The sequence below is a fragment of the Pseudomonas songnenensis genome, from assembly GCF_003696315.1.
GTDB classification, from domain to species: Bacteria; Pseudomonadota; Gammaproteobacteria; order Pseudomonadales; family Pseudomonadaceae; genus Stutzerimonas; species Stutzerimonas songnenensis.
On the sequence record NZ_RFFN01000006.1, the window covers coordinates 170,693 to 187,725 of the forward strand.

At 62.7% G+C, this 17,033-nt stretch carries 23 protein-coding genes; 5 read left to right on the top strand and 18 right to left on the bottom strand.

Annotation, left to right across the window (positions count from 1 at the left end):
• Nucleotides 1-13: 13 nt before the first annotated feature.
• Both EA798_RS16475 and EA798_RS16480 read right to left on the bottom strand, forming a co-directional pair.
• Nucleotides 14-1,552: an MBOAT family O-acyltransferase gene (locus EA798_RS16475; protein WP_122099623.1), complete on the bottom strand. Its 1,539-nt coding sequence runs from the start codon at nucleotides 1,550-1,552 to the stop codon at nucleotides 14-16.
• Nucleotides 1,553-1,974: 422 nt separating this feature from the next.
• Complete coding sequence (locus tag EA798_RS16480; RefSeq protein WP_106155421.1) at nucleotides 1,975-2,208, bottom strand: hypothetical protein; 234 nt, start codon at nucleotides 2,206-2,208, stop codon at nucleotides 1,975-1,977.
• A 207-nt stretch (nucleotides 2,209-2,415) separates the two neighbouring features.
• Between EA798_RS16480 and EA798_RS16485 the strand changes: the two genes are divergently transcribed.
• From EA798_RS16485 to EA798_RS16505, 5 genes are all read left to right on the top strand, one after another.
• Entirely contained in the window at nucleotides 2,416-3,291 is an 876-nt protein-coding gene (locus EA798_RS16485; RefSeq protein ID WP_106155420.1) for a YihY/virulence factor BrkB family protein, read from the top strand.
• 156 nt (nucleotides 3,292-3,447) lie between these two features.
• A complete protein-coding gene (locus EA798_RS16490) occupies nucleotides 3,448-4,563 on the top strand; it encodes an N-acetylglucosaminyl phosphatidylglycerol synthase (RefSeq protein ID WP_106155419.1) in 1,116 nt (371 codons plus the stop codon).
• Nucleotides 4,556-5,317, top strand: a complete 762-nt coding sequence (locus EA798_RS16495; RefSeq protein WP_122099624.1) for an N-acetylglucosaminyl phosphatidylglycerol deacetylase — start codon at nucleotides 4,556-4,558, stop codon at nucleotides 5,315-5,317. The genes EA798_RS16490 and EA798_RS16495 overlap by 8 nt, the downstream gene beginning before the upstream one ends.
• Nucleotides 5,314-6,306 carry a glucosaminyl phosphatidylglycerol flippase gene (locus EA798_RS16500; RefSeq protein WP_106155417.1) on the top strand — a complete coding sequence of 331 codons (993 nt, stop codon included), beginning with the start codon at nucleotides 5,314-5,316 and terminating at the stop codon, nucleotides 6,304-6,306. The genes EA798_RS16495 and EA798_RS16500 overlap by 4 nt, the downstream gene beginning before the upstream one ends.
• Before the next feature lie 88 nt (nucleotides 6,307-6,394).
• A complete protein-coding gene (locus EA798_RS16505) occupies nucleotides 6,395-6,586 on the top strand; it encodes a CsbD family protein (protein ID WP_003285706.1) in 192 nt (63 codons plus the stop codon).
• An 82-nt stretch (nucleotides 6,587-6,668) separates the two neighbouring features.
• Here the strand turns inward: EA798_RS16505 and fdxA are convergent, their stop codons facing one another.
• The 16 genes from fdxA to EA798_RS16575 form a co-directional block, all read right to left on the bottom strand.
• The gene (gene fdxA, locus EA798_RS16510; protein WP_003285709.1) at nucleotides 6,669-6,992 is read right to left on the bottom strand and encodes a ferredoxin FdxA; all 324 of its coding nucleotides are present in this window, start codon (nucleotides 6,990-6,992) and stop codon (nucleotides 6,669-6,671) included.
• A 121-nt stretch (nucleotides 6,993-7,113) separates the two neighbouring features.
• A complete protein-coding gene (mutS, locus tag EA798_RS16515; RefSeq protein ID WP_122099625.1) occupies nucleotides 7,114-9,714 on the bottom strand; it encodes a DNA mismatch repair protein MutS in 2,601 nt (866 codons plus the stop codon).
• Nucleotides 9,715-9,731: 17 nt separating this feature from the next.
• Nucleotides 9,732-10,712 carry a tyrosine-type recombinase/integrase gene (locus tag EA798_RS16520; RefSeq protein ID WP_122099626.1) on the bottom strand — a complete coding sequence of 327 codons (981 nt, stop codon included), beginning with the start codon at nucleotides 10,710-10,712 and terminating at the stop codon, nucleotides 9,732-9,734.
• 10 nt (nucleotides 10,713-10,722) lie between these two features.
• Nucleotides 10,723-10,923 (bottom strand): DUF4224 domain-containing protein, encoded by a 201-nt coding sequence (locus EA798_RS16525; RefSeq protein WP_122099627.1) that lies wholly within the window; start codon nucleotides 10,921-10,923, stop codon nucleotides 10,723-10,725.
• Between the two features lie 3 nt (nucleotides 10,924-10,926).
• Complete coding sequence (locus tag EA798_RS16530; RefSeq protein ID WP_122099628.1) at nucleotides 10,927-11,184, bottom strand: phiTE_015 family protein; 258 nt, start codon at nucleotides 11,182-11,184, stop codon at nucleotides 10,927-10,929.
• Nucleotides 11,185-11,186: 2 nt separating this feature from the next.
• Nucleotides 11,187-11,396 (bottom strand): hypothetical protein, encoded by a 210-nt coding sequence (locus EA798_RS16535; RefSeq protein ID WP_122099629.1) that lies wholly within the window; start codon nucleotides 11,394-11,396, stop codon nucleotides 11,187-11,189.
• Entirely contained in the window at nucleotides 11,389-11,634 is a 246-nt protein-coding gene (locus EA798_RS16540; protein WP_122099630.1) for a hypothetical protein, read from the bottom strand. Before EA798_RS16540 ends, EA798_RS16535 begins: the two co-directional genes overlap by 8 nt.
• A 210-nt stretch (nucleotides 11,635-11,844) precedes the next feature.
• A complete protein-coding gene (locus tag EA798_RS16545) occupies nucleotides 11,845-12,891 on the bottom strand; it encodes a hypothetical protein (RefSeq protein ID WP_122099631.1) in 1,047 nt (348 codons plus the stop codon).
• The gene (locus EA798_RS20655) at nucleotides 12,888-13,049 is read right to left on the bottom strand and encodes a hypothetical protein (RefSeq protein ID WP_167462973.1); all 162 of its coding nucleotides are present in this window, start codon (nucleotides 13,047-13,049) and stop codon (nucleotides 12,888-12,890) included. Before EA798_RS20655 ends, EA798_RS16545 begins: the two co-directional genes overlap by 4 nt.
• A gap of 172 nt (nucleotides 13,050-13,221) precedes the next feature.
• Nucleotides 13,222-13,575: a hypothetical protein gene (locus EA798_RS20710; protein WP_208643725.1), complete on the bottom strand. Its 354-nt coding sequence runs from the start codon at nucleotides 13,573-13,575 to the stop codon at nucleotides 13,222-13,224.
• A gap of 43 nt (nucleotides 13,576-13,618) precedes the next feature.
• A complete protein-coding gene (locus tag EA798_RS16555; protein WP_122099632.1) occupies nucleotides 13,619-14,050 on the bottom strand; it encodes a single-stranded DNA-binding protein in 432 nt (143 codons plus the stop codon).
• Nucleotides 14,047-14,688 (bottom strand): lambda exonuclease family protein, encoded by a 642-nt coding sequence (locus EA798_RS16560; protein ID WP_122099633.1) that lies wholly within the window; start codon nucleotides 14,686-14,688, stop codon nucleotides 14,047-14,049. Before EA798_RS16560 ends, EA798_RS16555 begins: the two co-directional genes overlap by 4 nt.
• Nucleotides 14,672-15,418, bottom strand: a complete 747-nt coding sequence (gene bet, locus EA798_RS16565; protein WP_122099634.1) for a phage recombination protein Bet — start codon at nucleotides 15,416-15,418, stop codon at nucleotides 14,672-14,674. The genes EA798_RS16560 and bet overlap by 17 nt, the downstream gene beginning before the upstream one ends.
• A gap of 10 nt (nucleotides 15,419-15,428) precedes the next feature.
• Nucleotides 15,429-16,493 (bottom strand): coiled-coil domain-containing protein, encoded by a 1,065-nt coding sequence (locus EA798_RS16570; protein WP_122099635.1) that lies wholly within the window; start codon nucleotides 16,491-16,493, stop codon nucleotides 15,429-15,431.
• Between the two features lie 45 nt (nucleotides 16,494-16,538).
• Nucleotides 16,539-16,691 (bottom strand): hypothetical protein, encoded by a 153-nt coding sequence (locus tag EA798_RS20660; protein WP_167462975.1) that lies wholly within the window; start codon nucleotides 16,689-16,691, stop codon nucleotides 16,539-16,541.
• The gene (locus EA798_RS16575) at nucleotides 16,688-17,008 is read right to left on the bottom strand and encodes a hypothetical protein (RefSeq protein WP_122099636.1); all 321 of its coding nucleotides are present in this window, start codon (nucleotides 17,006-17,008) and stop codon (nucleotides 16,688-16,690) included. Before EA798_RS16575 ends, EA798_RS20660 begins: the two co-directional genes overlap by 4 nt.
• Between the last annotated feature and the right edge of the window lie 25 nt (nucleotides 17,009-17,033).

The following is a 17,033-nucleotide window of genomic DNA, read 5'->3' on the forward strand; positions in this document are numbered from 1 at the left end:
CTCCTTGTCGTGCTCAGAACTGGAAGTAGAGGAATTCGGTCGGCGCCATGGAAAAGGCGATCGCCAGGGCGAAGAAACCGAGCACACCTACCGCCATGCCGTGGATTGCGGTCGGGCGCCAGGCGCTGACCGGCAATAGCCGTTCGGTCCAGTGCGGCTGGGCCTGGAAGTTGAGTGCGGTACGGAAGTGGCCCATCCACTGCTGCACGTTCGGCATGCCCCAGACGAACACCAGCAATGCGGCGATATATAGGAAGTCGGAGCGATCCATCGCCGTGCTGGTCGGGCTCAGGCCGAGCATGCCGGCGAGGATCGCCAAGGCAGTCGGTACGTCACTGGCGCGGAAGAACACCATCGCCACCACCACGCAGCCAAAGGTCAGCGCGACGGCCGCCGCCTTGTGCCACCAGATGTCGCTGTCCAGCTTCCAGCCCTGACGTGCCTTCCAGGCACGCCAGCCGTGGGCGACCACCAGATAGAAGCCATGCAGCAGGCCGAAGGCAACGAAGTGCCAGCCGGCGCCGTGCCAGATGCCGGAGATGAACATGGTGAACACGGTGGGGTAGGCGACCAGGGCGAAGAAGGTGCCGGCGGTCATCTTGCCCCGTCGCGGCTGCGGCTTGCCGGCCGCCATGCGCGCGCGGGTCACGCGCAGCACGATGGGGTTGTAGATGTAGGCGGTGAGAAAACGCGTCAGCGTCATGTGCCAGCGCGACCAGTAGTCGATGACGTTGCGCGCCTTGAACGGGCTGTTGAAGTTGGCCGGCAGGCTGATGCCGAACAGCAGCGCGAGGCCGATGGCCATGTCGCTGTAGCCGGAGAAGTCGAAATAGATCTGCAGTGTGTAGGTCAGCGCGCCGGTCCAGGCATCGAAGAACGCCGGGATGGTGCCGTCGGCGGCCAGGCTGAAGACCGGCGTGGCTTTCAGCGCGAGGGTGTCGGCGATCACCACCTTCTTGAACAGACCGAGCAGAAACACCGTGGCGCCCAGCGACAGGTTGTCGATGCGCGCGCGGAAGCTGTCGCGGTCGTTGAACTGCGCGAGCATCTCGCCGTGGTGGGTGATCGGCCCGGCGATCAGCTGCGGGAAGAAGCTGATGAACAGGCAATAGTTGGCGAAGTCGTGTTCTTCCACCACGCCATCATGGGCATCGACCAGGTAGGCGATCTGCTGGAAGGTGAAGAAGGAGATCGCCAGCGGCAGGATGATGTCTTCGACGCGCCATCCGAGATCCAGCGCCGCATCCAGCGTGCCGAGCAGAAAGCCGGTGTACTTGTAGTAGACCAGCAGCAACACGTTGGCCGCGACCGCCAGCCCGAGAACCAGACGTGAGGGGTGCCGGCGCAGGTAGCCACCGAGCAGATAGTTGACCAGCATGCTGCCGACCAGCAGCGGTACGTAGACCGGGTTCCACCAGCCGTAGAACACCAACGAGACGACGGTCAGCCAGATCACCGCGAGCCGCTGTCGGCCCGATCCGGTCAGCACGAAGAATCCAATCAACACCACCGGCAGAAAGCCGGCGATGAATTCCACTGAATTGAAAAGCATCTTCCCTATCCCTGCTCAGCGTACGTACATCGCTGCCCAGGCCGCCGGCAAGGCGGGGCGAGTCATCCATAAAGTCCTAGCGCCACGCGACCGATCCATTCTGGTCGGCGTTGCGACATCCTTGGTCCATCAGTGGGTGCTCGCTCGGGTTACGGCCACCTTGGCCGCCTTCCCCTGAGCTCCTATGGCTCGGACGTGAAGGTGTAAAAAAAAGTTTCAAGGTTTGTTGCGCCACCGAGCGCTTAATTGTCGCAGGTGATAAAGCTCACGACTGGCGCGGCCTGCAGCCCGTTTCCGTCGGTCGGGAAAGTTCCCTTGCCTTCCGGGAAGCGCGAGCCAGGCCATCGCCATGACAATAAAAAAGGCCGACTGCGACGGATGCGTTCCGTCTGCCAGTCGGCCTGCTGATTGCTCTCGAACGATCAGCGAACAGTACTCAACCCCACGCTGCTGCGCGTGCGCTGGGCCGATACCGGCCTTGCGCTTGGCGGCTCGTTCTTGTTCTGCAGATGTCTGACCGTGCGCTTGAGGCGCTGAACCTTGTCTTCCAGTTGGAAGACCTTGCGGTTGTTGTAGAACATGCCCAGCACGAACCCCACCGAAGTGAAGACCAGGCCATAAATGAGTGCGGCTTCATAGAGATAGCTGGAAAACATCCTGTCGTCCTCTGCGGCTGATGGCGGCCTTGCTCGTCGAGCGGCTTAGGCCGGATTGGGCTGATGCCAATCTGCCGTTATGTGACAGGGTGCACATTGAAAATGTTCCGCCGCCTCCGGTCCCGTCATGGGTGTGGTGCCGAACTCTCCCGCAGAGCGGTCGTCCCATTTTCTAGACGGCGCACTTAACTGATTGGGGGACTATCAATGGCCATGCTGGACACCCGCGGTATCGGGGCCTTCACCTTGCTCAAGCGTACCTTCAAGGAATTCAGCAACGACGATATGTCCACCTATGCTTCGGCGCTGGCTTATCGCGGCCTGTTCGCGATGTTCCCGTTTCTGGTGTTTCTCATAGCGCTGCTGGGTTTCCTCGACCTGCAGAACTTCTTCGACTGGTTGCGCATGCAAGCGTCGCTGGCATTGCCGCCGATGGCGATGGAGCAGATCGACCCGGTCATCGAGCAGCTGCAGGAGCAGCAGGCCGGCTTGTTGTCCTTCGGTATTCTCGTGGCGTTGTGGACGGCCTCCATCGGTTTCCGTTCGCTGATGAATGCGATGAACCGGGCCTACGACGTGGAGGAGGGCCGCCCGAGCTGGAAGCTGATCATGCTTTCACTGGCCTACACGGTCGGCATAGCGGTCCTGCTGCTGATGACGGCAGGGCTGATGATCGTCGGGCCGCAGGCCATCGAGTGGCTGGCCGGGCAGGTGGGCATGCGCGATATGGTGGTGGTGCTGTGGACCTGGGCCCGCTGGCCGGTGGTCGTACTGACGCTGATGCTGGTGGTGGCATTGCTGTACTACGTGACGCCCGACGTGGAGCAGGATTTCCGCTTCATCACGCCGGGCTCCGTGCTGGCGGTGCTGGTATGGATACTCGCCTCGATCGCGTTTGGCATCTACGTACAGAACTTCGCCGATTACAACGCGACCTACGGCAGCATCGGCGCCATCATCGTGCTGCTGTTGTACCTGTACATTTCTGCTGCGGTGCTGTTGTTCGGCGCCGAGCTCAATGCGGTGATCGAGCACGCCTCGGTCGAGGGCAAGGACGAGGGTGATAAACGGCTGGACAGCTGAGGTGCCGTCTGGCGCTTGGCTGCGAACAACCCTTCTACGTAACGGTCATCTATTTCATTACAGAATTATTCCGCAGGGACTGCGGAGCATGCCGCGTAACGCGGGCATGCCCGGCGAAGACCGGTGTTCTGCTACGGGACCGGACGGAGAAGTACCTTGCATATCGCGGATATGACCATGTTCTACGCGCCCGCCAGTGGTGGCGTGCGCACCTACCTCGAGGCGAAGCATCGCAGGCTGCAGCTGTACTCGGGGGTACGGCACAGCATCCTGGTGCCGGGTGGCGATTACAGCCACAACGACGGGCTTTACGAAGTGCCCGCTCCCATCCTGCCCTTTGGCAAGGGCTACCGCTTTCCGATCCGCCGCGCGCCCTGGCGCAATCTGCTGCGTTCGCTGCGCCCCGACCTGATCGAGGTCGGCGATCCCTACATGACCGCCTGGGCGGCGCTGGATGCCGGGCGCCGGCTGAATGTCCCGGTCATCGGCTTCTATCATTCCGACCTTCCGCTGCTGGTCAGCAACCGTATCGGCAGCTGGCTGGGCACCAACCTCAATGGCTACGTCTCAAGGCTGTACGGCAGCTTCGATCGGGTATTGGCTCCCAGTGAAGTGATGGCCGACAAGCTCATGCACCTCGGCGTGAAGAACGTCTTCGTGCAGCCCTTGGGGGTTGATCTGGATACCTTCTGCCCCGAGCGACGGGACCCCGACTTGCGCCGCGAGCTGGGCCTGGCCGACGACACCCGGCTGATGATTTTTGCCGGGCGCGGTTCGCGGGAAAAGAACCTGCATATCCTGCTGGAGACCGCGCGCCAGCTCGGCAAACCCTACCACCTGTTGCTGGTGGGTTCGAGCATGCCGCAGCGGGTGCCGGACAATGTCACGGTAATCGACCGCTTCTGTTGCTCCAGTGAGGTGGCGCGGTACATGGCCAGTAGCGATGTGCTGCTGCACGCCGGCAATCAGGAAACCTTCGGTCTGGTGGCGCTGGAAGCCATGGCCTGCGGCATCCCGGTGGTGGCAGCGCGGGCCGGTGCGTTACCGGAACTGGTGCCGTTCTACAGTGGGCGTCTGTGCCGGCCGCTGGACCCAAGGGCCATGGCGCATACCGTACGCGAGCTGTTCGAAGATGATCCGCGGCTGCTCGGGCTGCAGGCGCGCCAGCATGTCGAGGCGCATCATGCCTGGGATGCCGTCGTGGCAGGCTTGCTCGCCCACTACCATGCAGTGCTCGGCACCGCGGACCTGCCGGTCGCCGTACATGGCTGAAGCTGCTCTGACGCTGGTGCTGCATGATGTGGCTGCAGAAACCTGGCCCGATTACCAGCCTTTCGTCGAGGCGGTCGATGCCATCGGCGGCGTGCCGATCACCTGGCTGGTGGTACCGGACTTTCACCAGCGCAATCCGCTGGCGCAGCAGCCGGCTTTTCGCCGGGTGCTGGACGAGCGCGTGCAGCGCGGTGACGAACTGGTGCTGCACGGTTGCTACCACGCCGATCTCGAACCCGCGCCGAAAACGCCGAAGGACTGGTTCATGCGCCGGGTCTACACCCATGAGGGCGAATTCTATGCCCTCGACCAACAGGCGGCCGGCGAACGGCTGGCGCGGGGGCGGGAGCTGTTCAGCCATCATGGCTGGCCGTTGCACGGCTTCGTCGCGCCGGCCTGGCTGATGAGCAAGGGCACGCGGCGCGCACTGGCGAGTAGCGGGCTGACCTATACCAGCGACCCGAGCCATCTTTACTTGCTGCCCGACTTTCTTCCGATCAGGGCGCCGGGGCTGGTCTGGAGTGCCCGCAGCTCCTGGCGTCGCGGTGTGTCCTGGCTGGTCAGTGAACGGCAGCTGCGGCACAGCCGGCAGGCGCCGTTGCTACGGCTGGGACTGCATCCGGTGGATATGCGCCATGAGTTTTCCCGGCGCTATTGGCTCCAGGTGCTGGAGCGGCTGCTGCGGGACGGCAGGGTCCCGCTGACCAAGATCGACTGGCTGCGACAGTACCGGTCATCGAGCGCCGTGGCATGACGGGCCGCTGGTGGATACTGGCTGGCGCTCTGCTCGGCGCGGCGCTGGTGCCGCTGCTGCTGGGGGGCACCGGACTGTTCGAGCGTCTGCGCAGTTTTCCCGGCAGCCTGCTGGCGATAATGCTGGGTATGGTGGTGCTGGGCTGGAACCTCAATGCGCTGCGTCTGCGCCTGCTGCTGGGACGTCGGCAACTGGGACAGCGGCGTGCCTTCGGCATCGTGGTGGCGACCGAATTCGCCATTTGCGCAACGCCAGGGGGCGCGGGCGGTCCGCTGACGCTGATGGCGCTGCTGATGCGCCAGGGCGTTGCGCCAGCGAAGGGTACGGCGACCTACGCGGTCGAGCAGCTGACCGATCTGCTGTTCTTCGCCTGCGCCCTGGTCGGTGTGCTGATCTATGCGCTGACCCACGCGCTCAGTGCACACATCGCCAACCTGCTGGGCTTCAGCGTGGCGTTGCTGATCGGGGTAATGGTGCTGCTGGCGCTGCTCGGGCGCTTTCATCGGCAGGTGTTCCTGCTCAACGGCTGGCTGGTGACCCGGCTGGGCATGAAGCAGGCGCGCAAGCGGCGCTGGGCGCGAAAGGTACTGAGCTTTCGCAACGCACTGATCGACTGCTTTCGCTTGCCACGCCGTGTGCTGCTCGCCGTGTTCGGGCTGACCACGCTGCACTGGCTGCTGCGCTTTAGCGTGCTCTACCTGACTCTGCAGGGGCTGGGCAGCGAACTGGCCTGGGCCTGGACCTTTCTCGTCCAGCTACTGGCGCTGACCGCCGGCCAGCTGAGTCTGCTGCCGGGTGGGGCCGGCAGCGCCGAACTGGCGTCGGCCGCGCTGCTGACGCCGATGGTCGGCAAGTCGACGACCGCGGCGGCGATCGTCATCTGGCGCTTCGTGACCTATTACTTCTATCTCATCGCCGGCGCACCGGTGTTCCTCCACCTGGCCGGCCGGCCGCTGTTGCGCCGGCTGATGCCATCGCGGCATGCCTGAGCGGCTCTAGCCCGATGGCCGGGAGAAACTAACGCTTCGCTCGGGCGGTCCACCCTTATGTCATCAATGAAGAAGCGAGGGTCACGCCATGAGCAGTACTGAAGACAAGATCAAGGGCAACACCAACGAAGCCGTGGGCAAGATCAAGCAGGGTGTGGGCGAAGCGACCGACAACGAGCGCATGAAAGGCGAAGGCCAGCGCCAGGAAATCAAGGGCGAGGCCCAGCAGGTCAAGGGTGATGTCAAAGACACGCTGAAGAAAGGCATCGACAAGGCCTGACCTGTCGCTGCCCGGCGGCAGCACAAATGAAAATGCCCGCATCGCTGCGGGCATTTTTTTTGTGTCTGGAATCGGCTGGCGATCAGCGCTCCAGATACTGCAGTTTGTCCTTCACGCCGTCCCACTCTTCGGCATCGGCCAGGGCGTCTTTCTTCTCGGTGATGTTCGGCCAGACTTCCGCCAGATCAGCGTTGAGCTCGATGAACTCCTGCTGATCTTCCGGTACCTCGTCCTCGGAGAAGATCGCCTGAGCCGGGCACTCCGGCTCGCACAGTGCGCAGTCGATGCACTCGTCCGGGTGAATCACCAGAAAGTTCGGGCCTTCGTAGAAGCAGTCCACCGGGCAGACTTCCACGCAATCGGTGTATTTGCACTTGATGCAGTTGTCGGTGACGACGAAGGTCATGTCTAGCTATCTCCTCAGGCGTGTCAGGTAGGCGTTACGGTGACGCCCCTGCGAGTAGGCGGCACAGGCAAATGCCGCTTATCAAAAAAATGCGCGCGATTCTAGCAGCTTTCGCGGCGTATCAAATGCGAGTTTTCAAGCTGTATAGCAGGTCCAGCGCCTGGCGCGGCGTTACATCATCGGGATTGATCCGTCCCAATTCCTCGAGCACCGGATGCGGCAGGCTGGCGAACAAGTCGCTCTGCATCGGCGGTGCCGGCTGGCCGGGCGCTATTCTCGGTGCTTCGTGAGCCAGGCTGGTGGTTTCCAGGCGCGACAGATGGTCGCGCGCGCGCTGGATGACTTCACCCGGCACGCCGGCCAGCTGCGCCACCGCCAGGCCGTAGCTCTGGCTCGCCGGCCCCGGCAGTACGTGGTGCAGAAAGACGATGCGCTCGTTGTGCTCGGTAGCGGATAGATGGACGTTGGCCACGACCGGCTCGCTTTCGGGCAATACGGTCAGCTCGAAGTAATGGGTGGCGAACAGGGTAAACGCACGCAGCTTGGCCAGGTGCTCGGCGGCAGCCCAGGCCAGCGAAAGGCCATCGAAGGTGCTTGTGCCGCGGCCCACTTCGTCCATCAGCACCAGGCTGCGATCGCTGGCGTTGTGCAGGATGTTGGCGGTTTCGCTCATCTCCACCATGAAGGTGGAGCGGCCACCGGCAAGGTCGTCCGAGGAGCCGATACGGGTGAAGATGCGGTCCACCAGCGACAGCTCGCAAGCCGCGGCGGGGACGAAGCTGCCGATCTGCGCCAGCAGGACGATCAGCGCGGTCTGGCGCATATAGGTCGATTTACCGCCCATGTTCGGCCCGGTGATCACCAGCATGCGGGTGGCATCGTCGAGGGCGAGATCATTGGCCACGAAGGGCGTCTCCAACACCTGCTCGACCACCGGATGGCGGCCTTGCTCGATGCGCATGCACGGCTGCTCGATGAAGCGTGGGCGATTCAGGTCGAGATTGAGCGCGCGCTCGGCGAGGTTGCTCAGCACGTCCAGCTCGGCCAGGGCGGCGGCACTCTCCTGCAGCGGTGCCAGGTGGCCGATGAGCATTTCCAGCAGCTCGTCATAGAGCAGCTTCTCGCGGGCGAGGGCGCGGCTCTTGGCCGACAGCGCCTTGTCCTCGAACTCCTTCAGCTCAGGGGTGATGAAGCGCTCGGCGCCCTTGAGCGTCTGCCGGCGGATGTAGTCGGCCGGCGCGGATTCGGCCTGCTTGCTCGGCAGCTCGATGAAGTAGCCGTGCACGCGGTTGTAGCCGACCTTGAGGTTGGCCAGGCCAGTGCGGGCCTTCTCGCGGGTCTCCAGATCCATCAGGTACTGGCCGGCGTTCTCGGAGAGCGACTGCAGCTCGTCCAGCTCGGCGTCATAACCGGTCTTCAGCACGCCACCGTCGCGGATCACCGCCGGCGGGTTGTCGATGATGGCGCGGGCCAGCAGTTCGGCCAGCTCCGGGTAGGTGCTGATGCTTTTTGCCAGTTCGAGCAGATGCGGCGCCACCAGATCCTGCATGCCCGCCTGCAGCTGCGGCAGCGCCGCAAGCGCATCGCGCAGGCGCGCCAGATCGCGCGGGCGGGCGTTGCGCAGGCCGATACGGGCGAGGATGCGTTCCAGGTCACCGATGTCCTTGAGCTGCGGCTGCAGCTGTTCGAAGCGGTAGTGCTCCAGCAGGCAGGTGATCGAGTCCTGGCGCGCTTCGAGGATCTCGCGGTTGCGCAGGGGGCGGTTCAGCCAGCGGGTCAACAGGCGCGAACCCATGGCGGTCTGGCAGCGGTCCATGACCGATTGCAGCGTGTTGTCGCGGCCGCCAGAAAGATTGACATCCAGCTCCAGATTGCGCCGGCTGGCACCGTCGAGGATCACCGTGTCGTCGAGGCGCTCGTGGCGCAAGCTGCGCAGGTGGGGCAGGGCAGTGCGCTGGGTGTCCTTGGCATAGGCCAGCAGGCAGCCGGCGGCACCGATGGCCAACGTCAGGCTCTCGCAGCCGAAGCCCTTGAGGTCCTGGGTGGAGAACTGCTGGCAGAGGCTCTTGAACGCCGAATCGCGATCGAAATCCCAGGGCGCGCGGCGGCGCACACCGCGGCGCTTTTCCAGCGGCAGGCCCTGCGGCCAGTCGTCCGGAATCAACAGTTCCGCCGGGCTCAGGCGCTCCAGTTCGGCGAGCAGGGTTTCCCAGCCCTTGAGTTCCTGCACGCTGAAACGTCCGCTGGCGATGTCCAGCACCGACAGACCGAACAGGCGCTCATCGCCGACTACGGCGGCCAGCAGGTTGTCGCGGCGCTCGTCGAGCAGCGCCTCGTCGCTTACCGTGCCCGGCGTGATGATGCGCACCACCTGGCGTTCCACTGGCCCCTTGCTGGTGGCCGGGTCGCCGATCTGCTCGCAGATCACCACCGATTCGCCAAGCTTGACCAGGCGCGCCAGATAGCCCTCGGCGGAGTGGAACGGAATGCCGGCCATGGGTATCGCCGTGCCCGCCGACTGACCGCGCGCAGTCAGGGTGATGTCGAGCAGCGCAGCGGCCTTCTTGGCATCGTCGTAGAACAGCTCGTAGAAATCACCCATGCGGTAGAACATCAGCTGATCCGGATGCTCGCGCTTGAGCTTCCAGTACTGCTGCATCATCGGAGTGTGGCTAGAAAGCCCGTCATTGCTGGCCTCTGAGGCTTTCTGTCTAATACTCATCGATTCTGTCTAATACTTCAGCCGATCCGGGACGGCATTGTCGGCGCCTGGGCGATCTTCGGCAACCGGCCGCGCAGGTAGCGAGCGGTCATTCTGGCGTCGGCGTGGCCTCCGAGTGTCTGTGCGTTTTTGCCTTCCCTGTCGGCATCGGTGAGCGATTTGGCACGGATGTCGTGGATCTTCACGTCATGGATGCCGGTCTTCTCGCGCAGCGCTTGAAACGCTTCCTTGACCGTCTCGTAGCTGACTGGCTTCCCGGTGCGTGAGCAGAACAGAGTGAGCGTCCGGACCTTTCGCGGTAGCGCCTTGGCACGATCGATGACGGCCTGCAGGTCTGGCGTCATGGCCACGATCAGCTTTGCGCCTGTCTTCTCCTGCACAAACGAAACTCCCTCGTCGCTGATGTCCGCCAGGCGGATAGCGATCACGTCTCCTATGCGCTGGCCGGTCAGGTAGCACATTTCAAGGATTGCCCGAATGTAGGGGCTTGCCGCGTTGAGCAGGGCGCCGAACTCTGCGTCGGTGATGTAGCGATCGCGTCGGCCCTCTGCGTGCCGGCTGATTCCGGTGCACGGATTTGAGTCGACCTCTTGCCACTCAAGCGCATAGCCGAACACGACGCGCAGGAATGACAGAATCCGGTTGCACATGTTCGGGGTGCCAGCCAACTCCATCTTCACCGCGGCCACGTGCTTCGGTAGCACCTGGCGCGGCTCGAACTCCGCAAAGATCGTCTTCAGTCGCTCGGCCGCGATTTCATACTGCGCCACCGTGTTCTGGCTCAACTTCTTGAGCTTGCAGTGGTGCTTGAATGCACGGTCAATCAGATCAGGCATGCCGCCCTGCGTCCCTGCAGCCATCCGCTTGGCGTAGATCATCAGCACCTCCTGCAGATCCGTGCCAAGCCGCTCCCACTTCCCATTGCGAACCAGGTAGTACGCTCCGTGCTTCTGGTACATGCACGCCGGCAGATGCCGGTCCTTCTTCCTCGGGCGCATGCTCGTGTCCTCAGCCCGTCAGCCTCAGCTGCGGCTCCTTCTTCGATGTTTTGACGGCTCCAAGGCGCGACAATACAACGTCGCGCAGCACCTTGGGATGTCCGTCGCCGCCTACCACGAACCCGAACTTCTCAGCCGTCAGCCAGGCAATTTGCTTGCTTGGCTTCTGGTAGCCGGTCAGGTCCGCCACTTCCTGCGGTGTCATGAACATCCCTCACCCCCTCACCGTTACGCCGGCTGCTTCGATGGCGGCGCGGCATTCATCAGGGTGCAGCATCAGGATTGATGCTCTGCCTCCCCACTCGTCGACCCCGTCGTCCATCAATTCACCGTCAGGCAGTTCAATCACCAACTCCGCCCGCGAAGCCACCCACACATTCCGCATCTGATCCTTCACGTCCTCGAAACGGGTGTGCCCGAGCTGCTGCTGCCACCACGCCTCGAACTCTGCTATCGCCGTGTCTGTGTGCATGTCTACTCCCCCTTGACTAGCGTCATTACGGCGCCGTCAATCTCGTCTATGCCTGGCAGCATGATCAGCTCGTGCAATGCCATGTAGGCCGCTTGCGGACGGCCTTCGTTGATCGCTTCCATTGCGCGGATCACGGCGTCCTTGGACTTCACGACGTACATCGCTGACTGAAACGTCATGCGGTAGTCGAGCGTCGGGTTATCGTCACTCATTGCCGTGCTCTGCCATCAGGTCTTTAATTGCGTGCGCCTTGATCTGCTCCAAGGCGCCAATGAATCGGCGTATGGCTTCAGGGTCTTCCGGGTCAGATGCAAAGCCGAAGATTGAATCCGAGTGGCAGGCGCTGTTGCCTGTAACCACGATGCAGTAGCAGGAGTTTTGGAGGTCGGAGCCCTCTAGCTCAGCCAGAACTTCCTTCAGGTCTCCAATCGTTTCGTCTCTCACGGACATAGGTCTACCTCCCCGCCGACTCTCGCCGGCAGGCTGTTTGATGGGGTGGGGTTAGTGGCGGCGGTGCCGCTTGTTCCGTGCCTTTTCGCCCTTGCTGCGCGGTGAGCGGGCGTATGGGTCGTCGGTGCGCTGGATCAAATCTGGCGGTGACCATGCGCAAGCCACAGCAGCGCTTAATGCAAGTGCGAGAGCTGAATGAAACTTCCGCATTCACGCCTCCTTCGCAGCCATGGACTCGGTTTTGTGCCAGACAGCTGATGGGTTCGATTCGAGCTCGTCGACAAGCTCCGGCGCTAGGCTGCGGACAACCTCCCAAAGCGCAGAGCAAAAGTCGCTGTTGTCGTCGAAGTAGATGGCACTGACTGCTGCATGCAGAGCGGCTGCAGTTTTTGCCTCCAGCAGCCTATCCCGCTCGGCTGTCACGGCTGACAGGGCGGCGCGGATTTCGGCTTGGGCGCGTCCGCGGTCGATAATCAGGCTGTGGTTTTCCCGCACGGAGTTCTTTGTCGGCGCCGCAACTGCTCGCAACACAAGTTCTCGCGGCAGCGTCACCAGCCCGCTCTGCTCCGGCTGCGGGGCGGTCTGCGCGATGGGGGCGGCGTACAGATCGCGTACCGGTATGCCAGCGGCCTCGGTGTTCTTCCGGTGATCCTTAATTCGGTCGTCGCCGTTCCACCATTTTCCGTCCTGATAGAACTGCCAGGTCACCGGCTGCTGCTCGGTCTGCGCGGGGCGGGTTAGCTGGTCGATACCCCATCGAATCTTCTGTTCGAATACAGCTGGATCAACTGTCGGAGCGTTGTAACCGCCAGCACCAAGGGAGCACGCCAGCGAGCGCAGAACATCTTCCAGCGGCTCATTAGCGCGCCGCACCACTTCGTCCAGCTCTTCCGGCTCGAGTATGTATTCGCCGCCCTCCGTGCCGCCGACTTCGAACGCATATTGATGGATGGCCTCAAGCTCATCGCTCCGCTCATCCTGCGCCGGGGCTGGCTTGGCCTGCTGCCATGTATCTGCGCATTCAGGGCAAAGCATGCTGTGACCGACAATGCCGACATCGTTGCAGGTGACGCACTTCGGCTCGGCCTGCTGGGATAGCGTATTTCGAACGCGGGCGATTACCAGGCCTGGAGCGGGATGCTGGCCTTCAAAAACATCACTCACGTCACGCAACAACCCGCGCAACCTCTCCACCTCAGCCTTCGCAGCCCCCAGCTCAGCGCCGATTCGCCCGGCTACCTTCAGTGTGTCGTTCATACCTTGCTCCATATGGCAGCGTTGTTCAGTTCCGCCTCGGTGGCGTAGCGCGGGTTACGGCTCAGCGCCTGCATCAGGAACGCGGCACCGTTCGATCCGGCGATGTAGTGGCGGGTGTTGGTCGGCTTGTGCAGCCAGATTTGGGTCTTGGGTCGCATGTGGCCTCCGGTTGTTATGCCGCCAGCGCCCCGTGTCGATCACGGTGAGCCGCCAGCCAGGCACAGCGATGGCCGATGCGCGAAATTCCGTAGGGGCAAACAGCATCTGGCTTGGCGTTCCATCCTTGGCGCCACGCCGGCTCGAACTTCTGCGAGTGCAGGTCGAAGGTCTTCATGGCGTGATCCCGTCCTCTGCCATGATCCGGCGCACGGAGCGCTCAGCTATGCCGATGCGCTCGGCAATGATCCGCGGCGAGACGCCGATCTTCAGCATGGCGCTGATGCGTTCTGAGCTGCGCTGACGTTCGCGGGAGCGCTGCTCGACGAGCTTCGAGCGGGCCTTGTCCTTGTCCGCCTTCTTCTTCTCTGGGCAGCTGATCCGATACGGGACGCGCTTGTCGTCTGTGCGAATCGGCAGGGTCTGGACTGGCCCGAACTCGGCCTCATATGCCGCTATCTTCGCGGACAGGTCTAATTCAGCGCGCAGAGCCTCGCCCTGCGCTATGGCATGGTTGTCTATGAGCATTGGGATGTACCGGGAGGAGGGCGCGCGGGGCGCCCGGGGTGGATCAGATCAGCAGCGAGCGGGCGCCGCGGTATGGGTCGGCAAAGGGGATGTCATCGATGAATTCATCCTCCGGAGGTGCAGACTGGCTCGACTGCTGCCGCGGCGCTGGCTGCCGCGCCGCCTGTTCCTGCGATGCTTCTTCGCGCTTGCCGCCGACCAGATCAATCGTGTTCACGCGGCAGGTCAGGTACGTTTTGCCTTCATGCTCGCGGGTGCCCAGCTCGCCGCTGACCGCGACCTGCTGGCCCTTCACCAGAAACTCGCTGAGCCGAGACTCGGCTTGCTTGCCCCAAAGGGTACAGTCGATCCAGATCGTTTGAGCCTTGTCGCCCCAGCCCGATTTGACGCCTACGCCGAAGCTGACCATGGCCGTCTGGCCCGTTCCTACGCGGCAGTCCTTGCCGAGGTTCCCGGTAAACGAAAAGACATTCATGCCGCCTTACTCCTCATGCGCTCTCGCATTTCGTGTTCAAGTTCTGCCAGCTCTTCGAGGAAGAGCTTAATTTCTGTTTCCATCTGCCGAATGCGTGCCTCGTCTCGCTCCAGGCGGAAGCAGGCGTACTGCAGTTCATCTGGCAGGCGGTCATCGAAGGTCACGAAGTCGACCCATTCCAGTTCGGCGCAGGCCATCTGCGCGAACATCTGCCATTCGTACTGCGGGTCATGCTTGCCGGATTGGATAGTGGCGACGTGGGTGGCTGTGTTCGGGCATTTGATTTCTAGGCCGCCGCGACCCTTGGGCAGCAGGATCAAGCCGTCTGGCGAGGCACCGAAGCTTTCGATCTTCGGGTGCAGAAGCAAGCCCGCCTCGACGATCATCAGGCCTTTGTCGACCTCATAAGCGGAGCGTGCGATAGGCTCCAACTCATTGCCGCGCTGAACGGCCGGCTTGCGCGACAGGTCTTCCCCACCGGGCATTCCAGTCAACCGCTCGCAAAGCAACTGCATCATGTAGTTCTGGCGGGTAGCAGAAGGGGCGCCTCCGCGCCCCTTTGCCATTACGTCTTTGACCTTGCTTGCCGTGACCTTGCCAAGCCTGGCTGCGAACCATTCATCACTGCGCTGATCCATCTTTCACCTCCTCGTACTCGGCGTCGACTGGCTGCTCCATAAGGAACTTCTTGCGTGCGTCCTTGGCGGTTGTCAGTTGGTCGCGTGCGCCTTTCGACTTGTGGGCTTTCCAGGCATCGCCGAAAGCGGCTTGCAGGTCTTCCATCGTCGGCGCTGCGTTGATCATTGATAGAGCTTCGGTAACGTCCTCGATCGTCTCGCCGGGCGTCACGTCGCGCTCCACGATGCGCTCGGCTTCATCCTGGTCGTAGATGCCGGCAAATCCGAACGCAAGGCGGGCGCACTGGATCATGGCCTTGTGACGCAGCATCCGCTTAGGGTGCGACTGCCACGGCTGAGTGTTGCGCTTACACTCGGACATGTACTCGGTGATGCTGGTCGGGTGCTTGCGGTCCTTCCGGTAAATCCGGCATGTGTACTCGCTGCCGTCGGCCGGCATCTCGAAGTCCATCCCGTCAAACTGCGGATGCTCGTTGATGATGCGCGACCAACCATCCAAGCCAACAACCGGCACAATCCCGTTGTTCTTGTCCGGGAAGGCGTACAGCTCTTTCGTGAACGGGTTCAGCTTGTACTGATCCGCGACAATCAGCAGGGCGACCATCTGCGCGTCGCTGACCTGGCCCTTAAAGCAGGTCTGCTTAAGGGTGTTGGCGACCTCTGCCGGGGTGGCGCCCATCTCGTAGCGCTGGGCGAATTTGTTCAGTAGCGGTGTCAGTGCTGTGCTCATCGGATCTACCTCAGTAAGTGATCTGGATGTTCGGAATCTGGCGCTTGGCGATCAGCGTAACGGCCTGCTTGGCGCACTCTTCGGTCATTCCGCCAGCAACGAACGCTTCCAGTGCTGCGCGGTTGATTGCGGCCTTGTGCGCTTTGTCCGCCTCGCGGGCCTTGGCCTCGGCTTCTTGGCGGGCCTGCTCGTAGGCTTGGCGCTGGCGTTCGGCTGCTGCTGCGCGGTCGGCGCGTTCGGCGGCGTCACGCTCTGCCTGCTCGGCGCGCTGCTGGGCTTCCAGCTTCTCGCGCTCTGCTTGTTCGGCCTGCAGCTTCAGTTCCAGCTCGCGGCGCTCGGCTGCTGCCTTGGCGTCGGCTTCGCGCTTGGCTGCTGCGTCACGCTCGGCCTGTGCGCGTTGCTCGGCTTCGCGATGGGCCTGCTCGGCTGCTTCCCGGGCGATTCGCTCCTCGCGCTCCTTCTGCTCGCGTTGGGCGGCTTCTGCGCGGAGACGTTCGAGTTCGGCCTGCTCGGCTTCGTACTGCTCGCGCTTCACTAGCTCATTGCGGAGCATCACCAGCGCCGCAGTCTTCACGCGGTGCGCTTCTGCCTCGAATTCCTCGAAGCCTGCATCTACTGCGATCGCCTCAAGGTTTTCGATCTGAACGCGGATGCCGGATGCCTGAAGGTTGTCGCACATAGCAAAGTCGCGCAGTTGTTGCACTCGCTCTTCATGCCTTGCCACCCGATCCGCTTCGGCCTGCTCCCAAGCATTCAGCGGCGCCCGCACCTCGTCCTTCCAGGCATCCAGCGTGTCGCGCATACGCTTGCGCTCGGCGTCGATCTTCTTCGGGATTTCCTTCAGCTCGGCGACCAGTTCCTTGCCCACGTTGTCGAGCGCCGTCTTAGAGCGGGCGACCTTGTGGGCAATCGATGCGATGGCGTCGCGTCCTTTCTTCGTCGACACGTCCGGCACGAAGGCGTCGATCTCGGCGCGAATCTGCTGCAGGTACGGGTCAAGCCCGTTCGCAGCCTGGAAGACCTGCAGGGCGGTTTCTTTCGGCGGCACGATGGCTATTTGGGTTTCTGTAGACACATGGGCTCCCTGGCCGCGTCTCGCGCAGCCTGTCGTTAGTTGGTGTTACCCGAAAAGTGTGTAGATCGCCGCCTCGCCAGCCAGGCCGATCAGCAGCAGTCCAGCCAGCACGCCGAACCCGGTAAGGGTCCACCACGCCGCTGCGAATGAGTGGCCTGTGGGGGTGTCGTCGTAGGGGAGGGATTGGGTGCGGTTCATGCCTCACCTCGCGCTTTGGCGAGGGCGGCGTCAGCCTCAACAACGGTCTGATAGTCGTAGAGCCATGATCCGTCGTCCGCGTCTTGCTTGTTGTGCTTGTCGATCATCGAAAGTAGCTCAGCTCGGCATTGGGTCAGCGCATCTAGCAGATCGGGCGCCGCGGAGATTAATCGGGCGTTGGCTTCACCTTCTTGGCTAGCCGGCCGAGATATCCCGCCCCACTTGGTAACGCACAGTCCATCAGCCGTTTCAATCTGATATGGCTGCCCGTGGCCGCTTCTGCCGATGAACCAAGGTCCTGGTGTGTGCTTGGTCATTGAGTGATGCTCCCCGCCAGTGCGC

Bases quoted from the DNA above. Each gene is read 5' to 3' on its own strand.
- EA798_RS16480 (WP_106155421.1), bottom strand. From the start codon at position 2,208: ATGTTTTCCAGCTATCTCTATGAAGCCGCACTCATTTATGGCCTGGTC.
- EA798_RS16545 (WP_122099631.1), bottom strand. From the start codon at position 12,891: ATGAACGACACACTGAAGGTAGCCGGGCGAATCGGCGCTGAGCTGGGG.
- EA798_RS16555 (WP_122099632.1), bottom strand. From the start codon at position 14,050: ATGAATGTCTTTTCGTTTACCGGGAACCTCGGCAAGGACTGCCGCGTA.
- EA798_RS16525 (WP_122099627.1), bottom strand. From the start codon at position 10,923: ATGTTCATGACACCGCAGGAAGTGGCGGACCTGACCGGCTACCAGAAG.
- EA798_RS16505 (WP_003285706.1), top strand. From the start codon at position 6,395: ATGAGCAGTACTGAAGACAAGATCAAGGGCAACACCAACGAAGCCGTG.
- EA798_RS16485 (WP_106155420.1), top strand. From the start codon at position 2,416: ATGGCCATGCTGGACACCCGCGGTATCGGGGCCTTCACCTTGCTCAAG.
- mutS (WP_122099625.1), bottom strand. From the start codon at position 9,714: ATGAGTATTAGACAGAAAGCCTCAGAGGCCAGCAATGACGGGCTTTCT.
- EA798_RS16500 (WP_106155417.1), top strand. From the start codon at position 5,314: ATGACGGGCCGCTGGTGGATACTGGCTGGCGCTCTGCTCGGCGCGGCG.
- EA798_RS16535 (WP_122099629.1), bottom strand. From the start codon at position 11,396: ATGAGTGACGATAACCCGACGCTCGACTACCGCATGACGTTTCAGTCA.
- EA798_RS20660 (WP_167462975.1), bottom strand. From the start codon at position 16,691: ATGAACCGCACCCAATCCCTCCCCTACGACGACACCCCCACAGGCCAC.
- EA798_RS20655 (WP_167462973.1), bottom strand. From the start codon at position 13,049: ATGCGACCCAAGACCCAAATCTGGCTGCACAAGCCGACCAACACCCGC.
- EA798_RS16475 (WP_122099623.1), bottom strand. From the start codon at position 1,552: ATGCTTTTCAATTCAGTGGAATTCATCGCCGGCTTTCTGCCGGTGGTG.
- bet (WP_122099634.1), bottom strand. From the start codon at position 15,418: ATGAGCACAGCACTGACACCGCTACTGAACAAATTCGCCCAGCGCTAC.
- EA798_RS16520 (WP_122099626.1), bottom strand. From the start codon at position 10,712: ATGCGCCCGAGGAAGAAGGACCGGCATCTGCCGGCGTGCATGTACCAG.
- EA798_RS20710 (WP_208643725.1), bottom strand. From the start codon at position 13,575: ATGCTCATAGACAACCATGCCATAGCGCAGGGCGAGGCTCTGCGCGCT.
- EA798_RS16540 (WP_122099630.1), bottom strand. From the start codon at position 11,634: ATGTCCGTGAGAGACGAAACGATTGGAGACCTGAAGGAAGTTCTGGCT.
- EA798_RS16530 (WP_122099628.1), bottom strand. From the start codon at position 11,184: ATGCACACAGACACGGCGATAGCAGAGTTCGAGGCGTGGTGGCAGCAG.
- EA798_RS16575 (WP_122099636.1), bottom strand. From the start codon at position 17,008: ATGACCAAGCACACACCAGGACCTTGGTTCATCGGCAGAAGCGGCCAC.
- EA798_RS16560 (WP_122099633.1), bottom strand. From the start codon at position 14,688: ATGGATCAGCGCAGTGATGAATGGTTCGCAGCCAGGCTTGGCAAGGTC.
- fdxA (WP_003285709.1), bottom strand. From the start codon at position 6,992: ATGACCTTCGTCGTCACCGACAACTGCATCAAGTGCAAATACACCGAT.
- EA798_RS16495 (WP_122099624.1), top strand. From the start codon at position 4,556: ATGGCTGAAGCTGCTCTGACGCTGGTGCTGCATGATGTGGCTGCAGAA.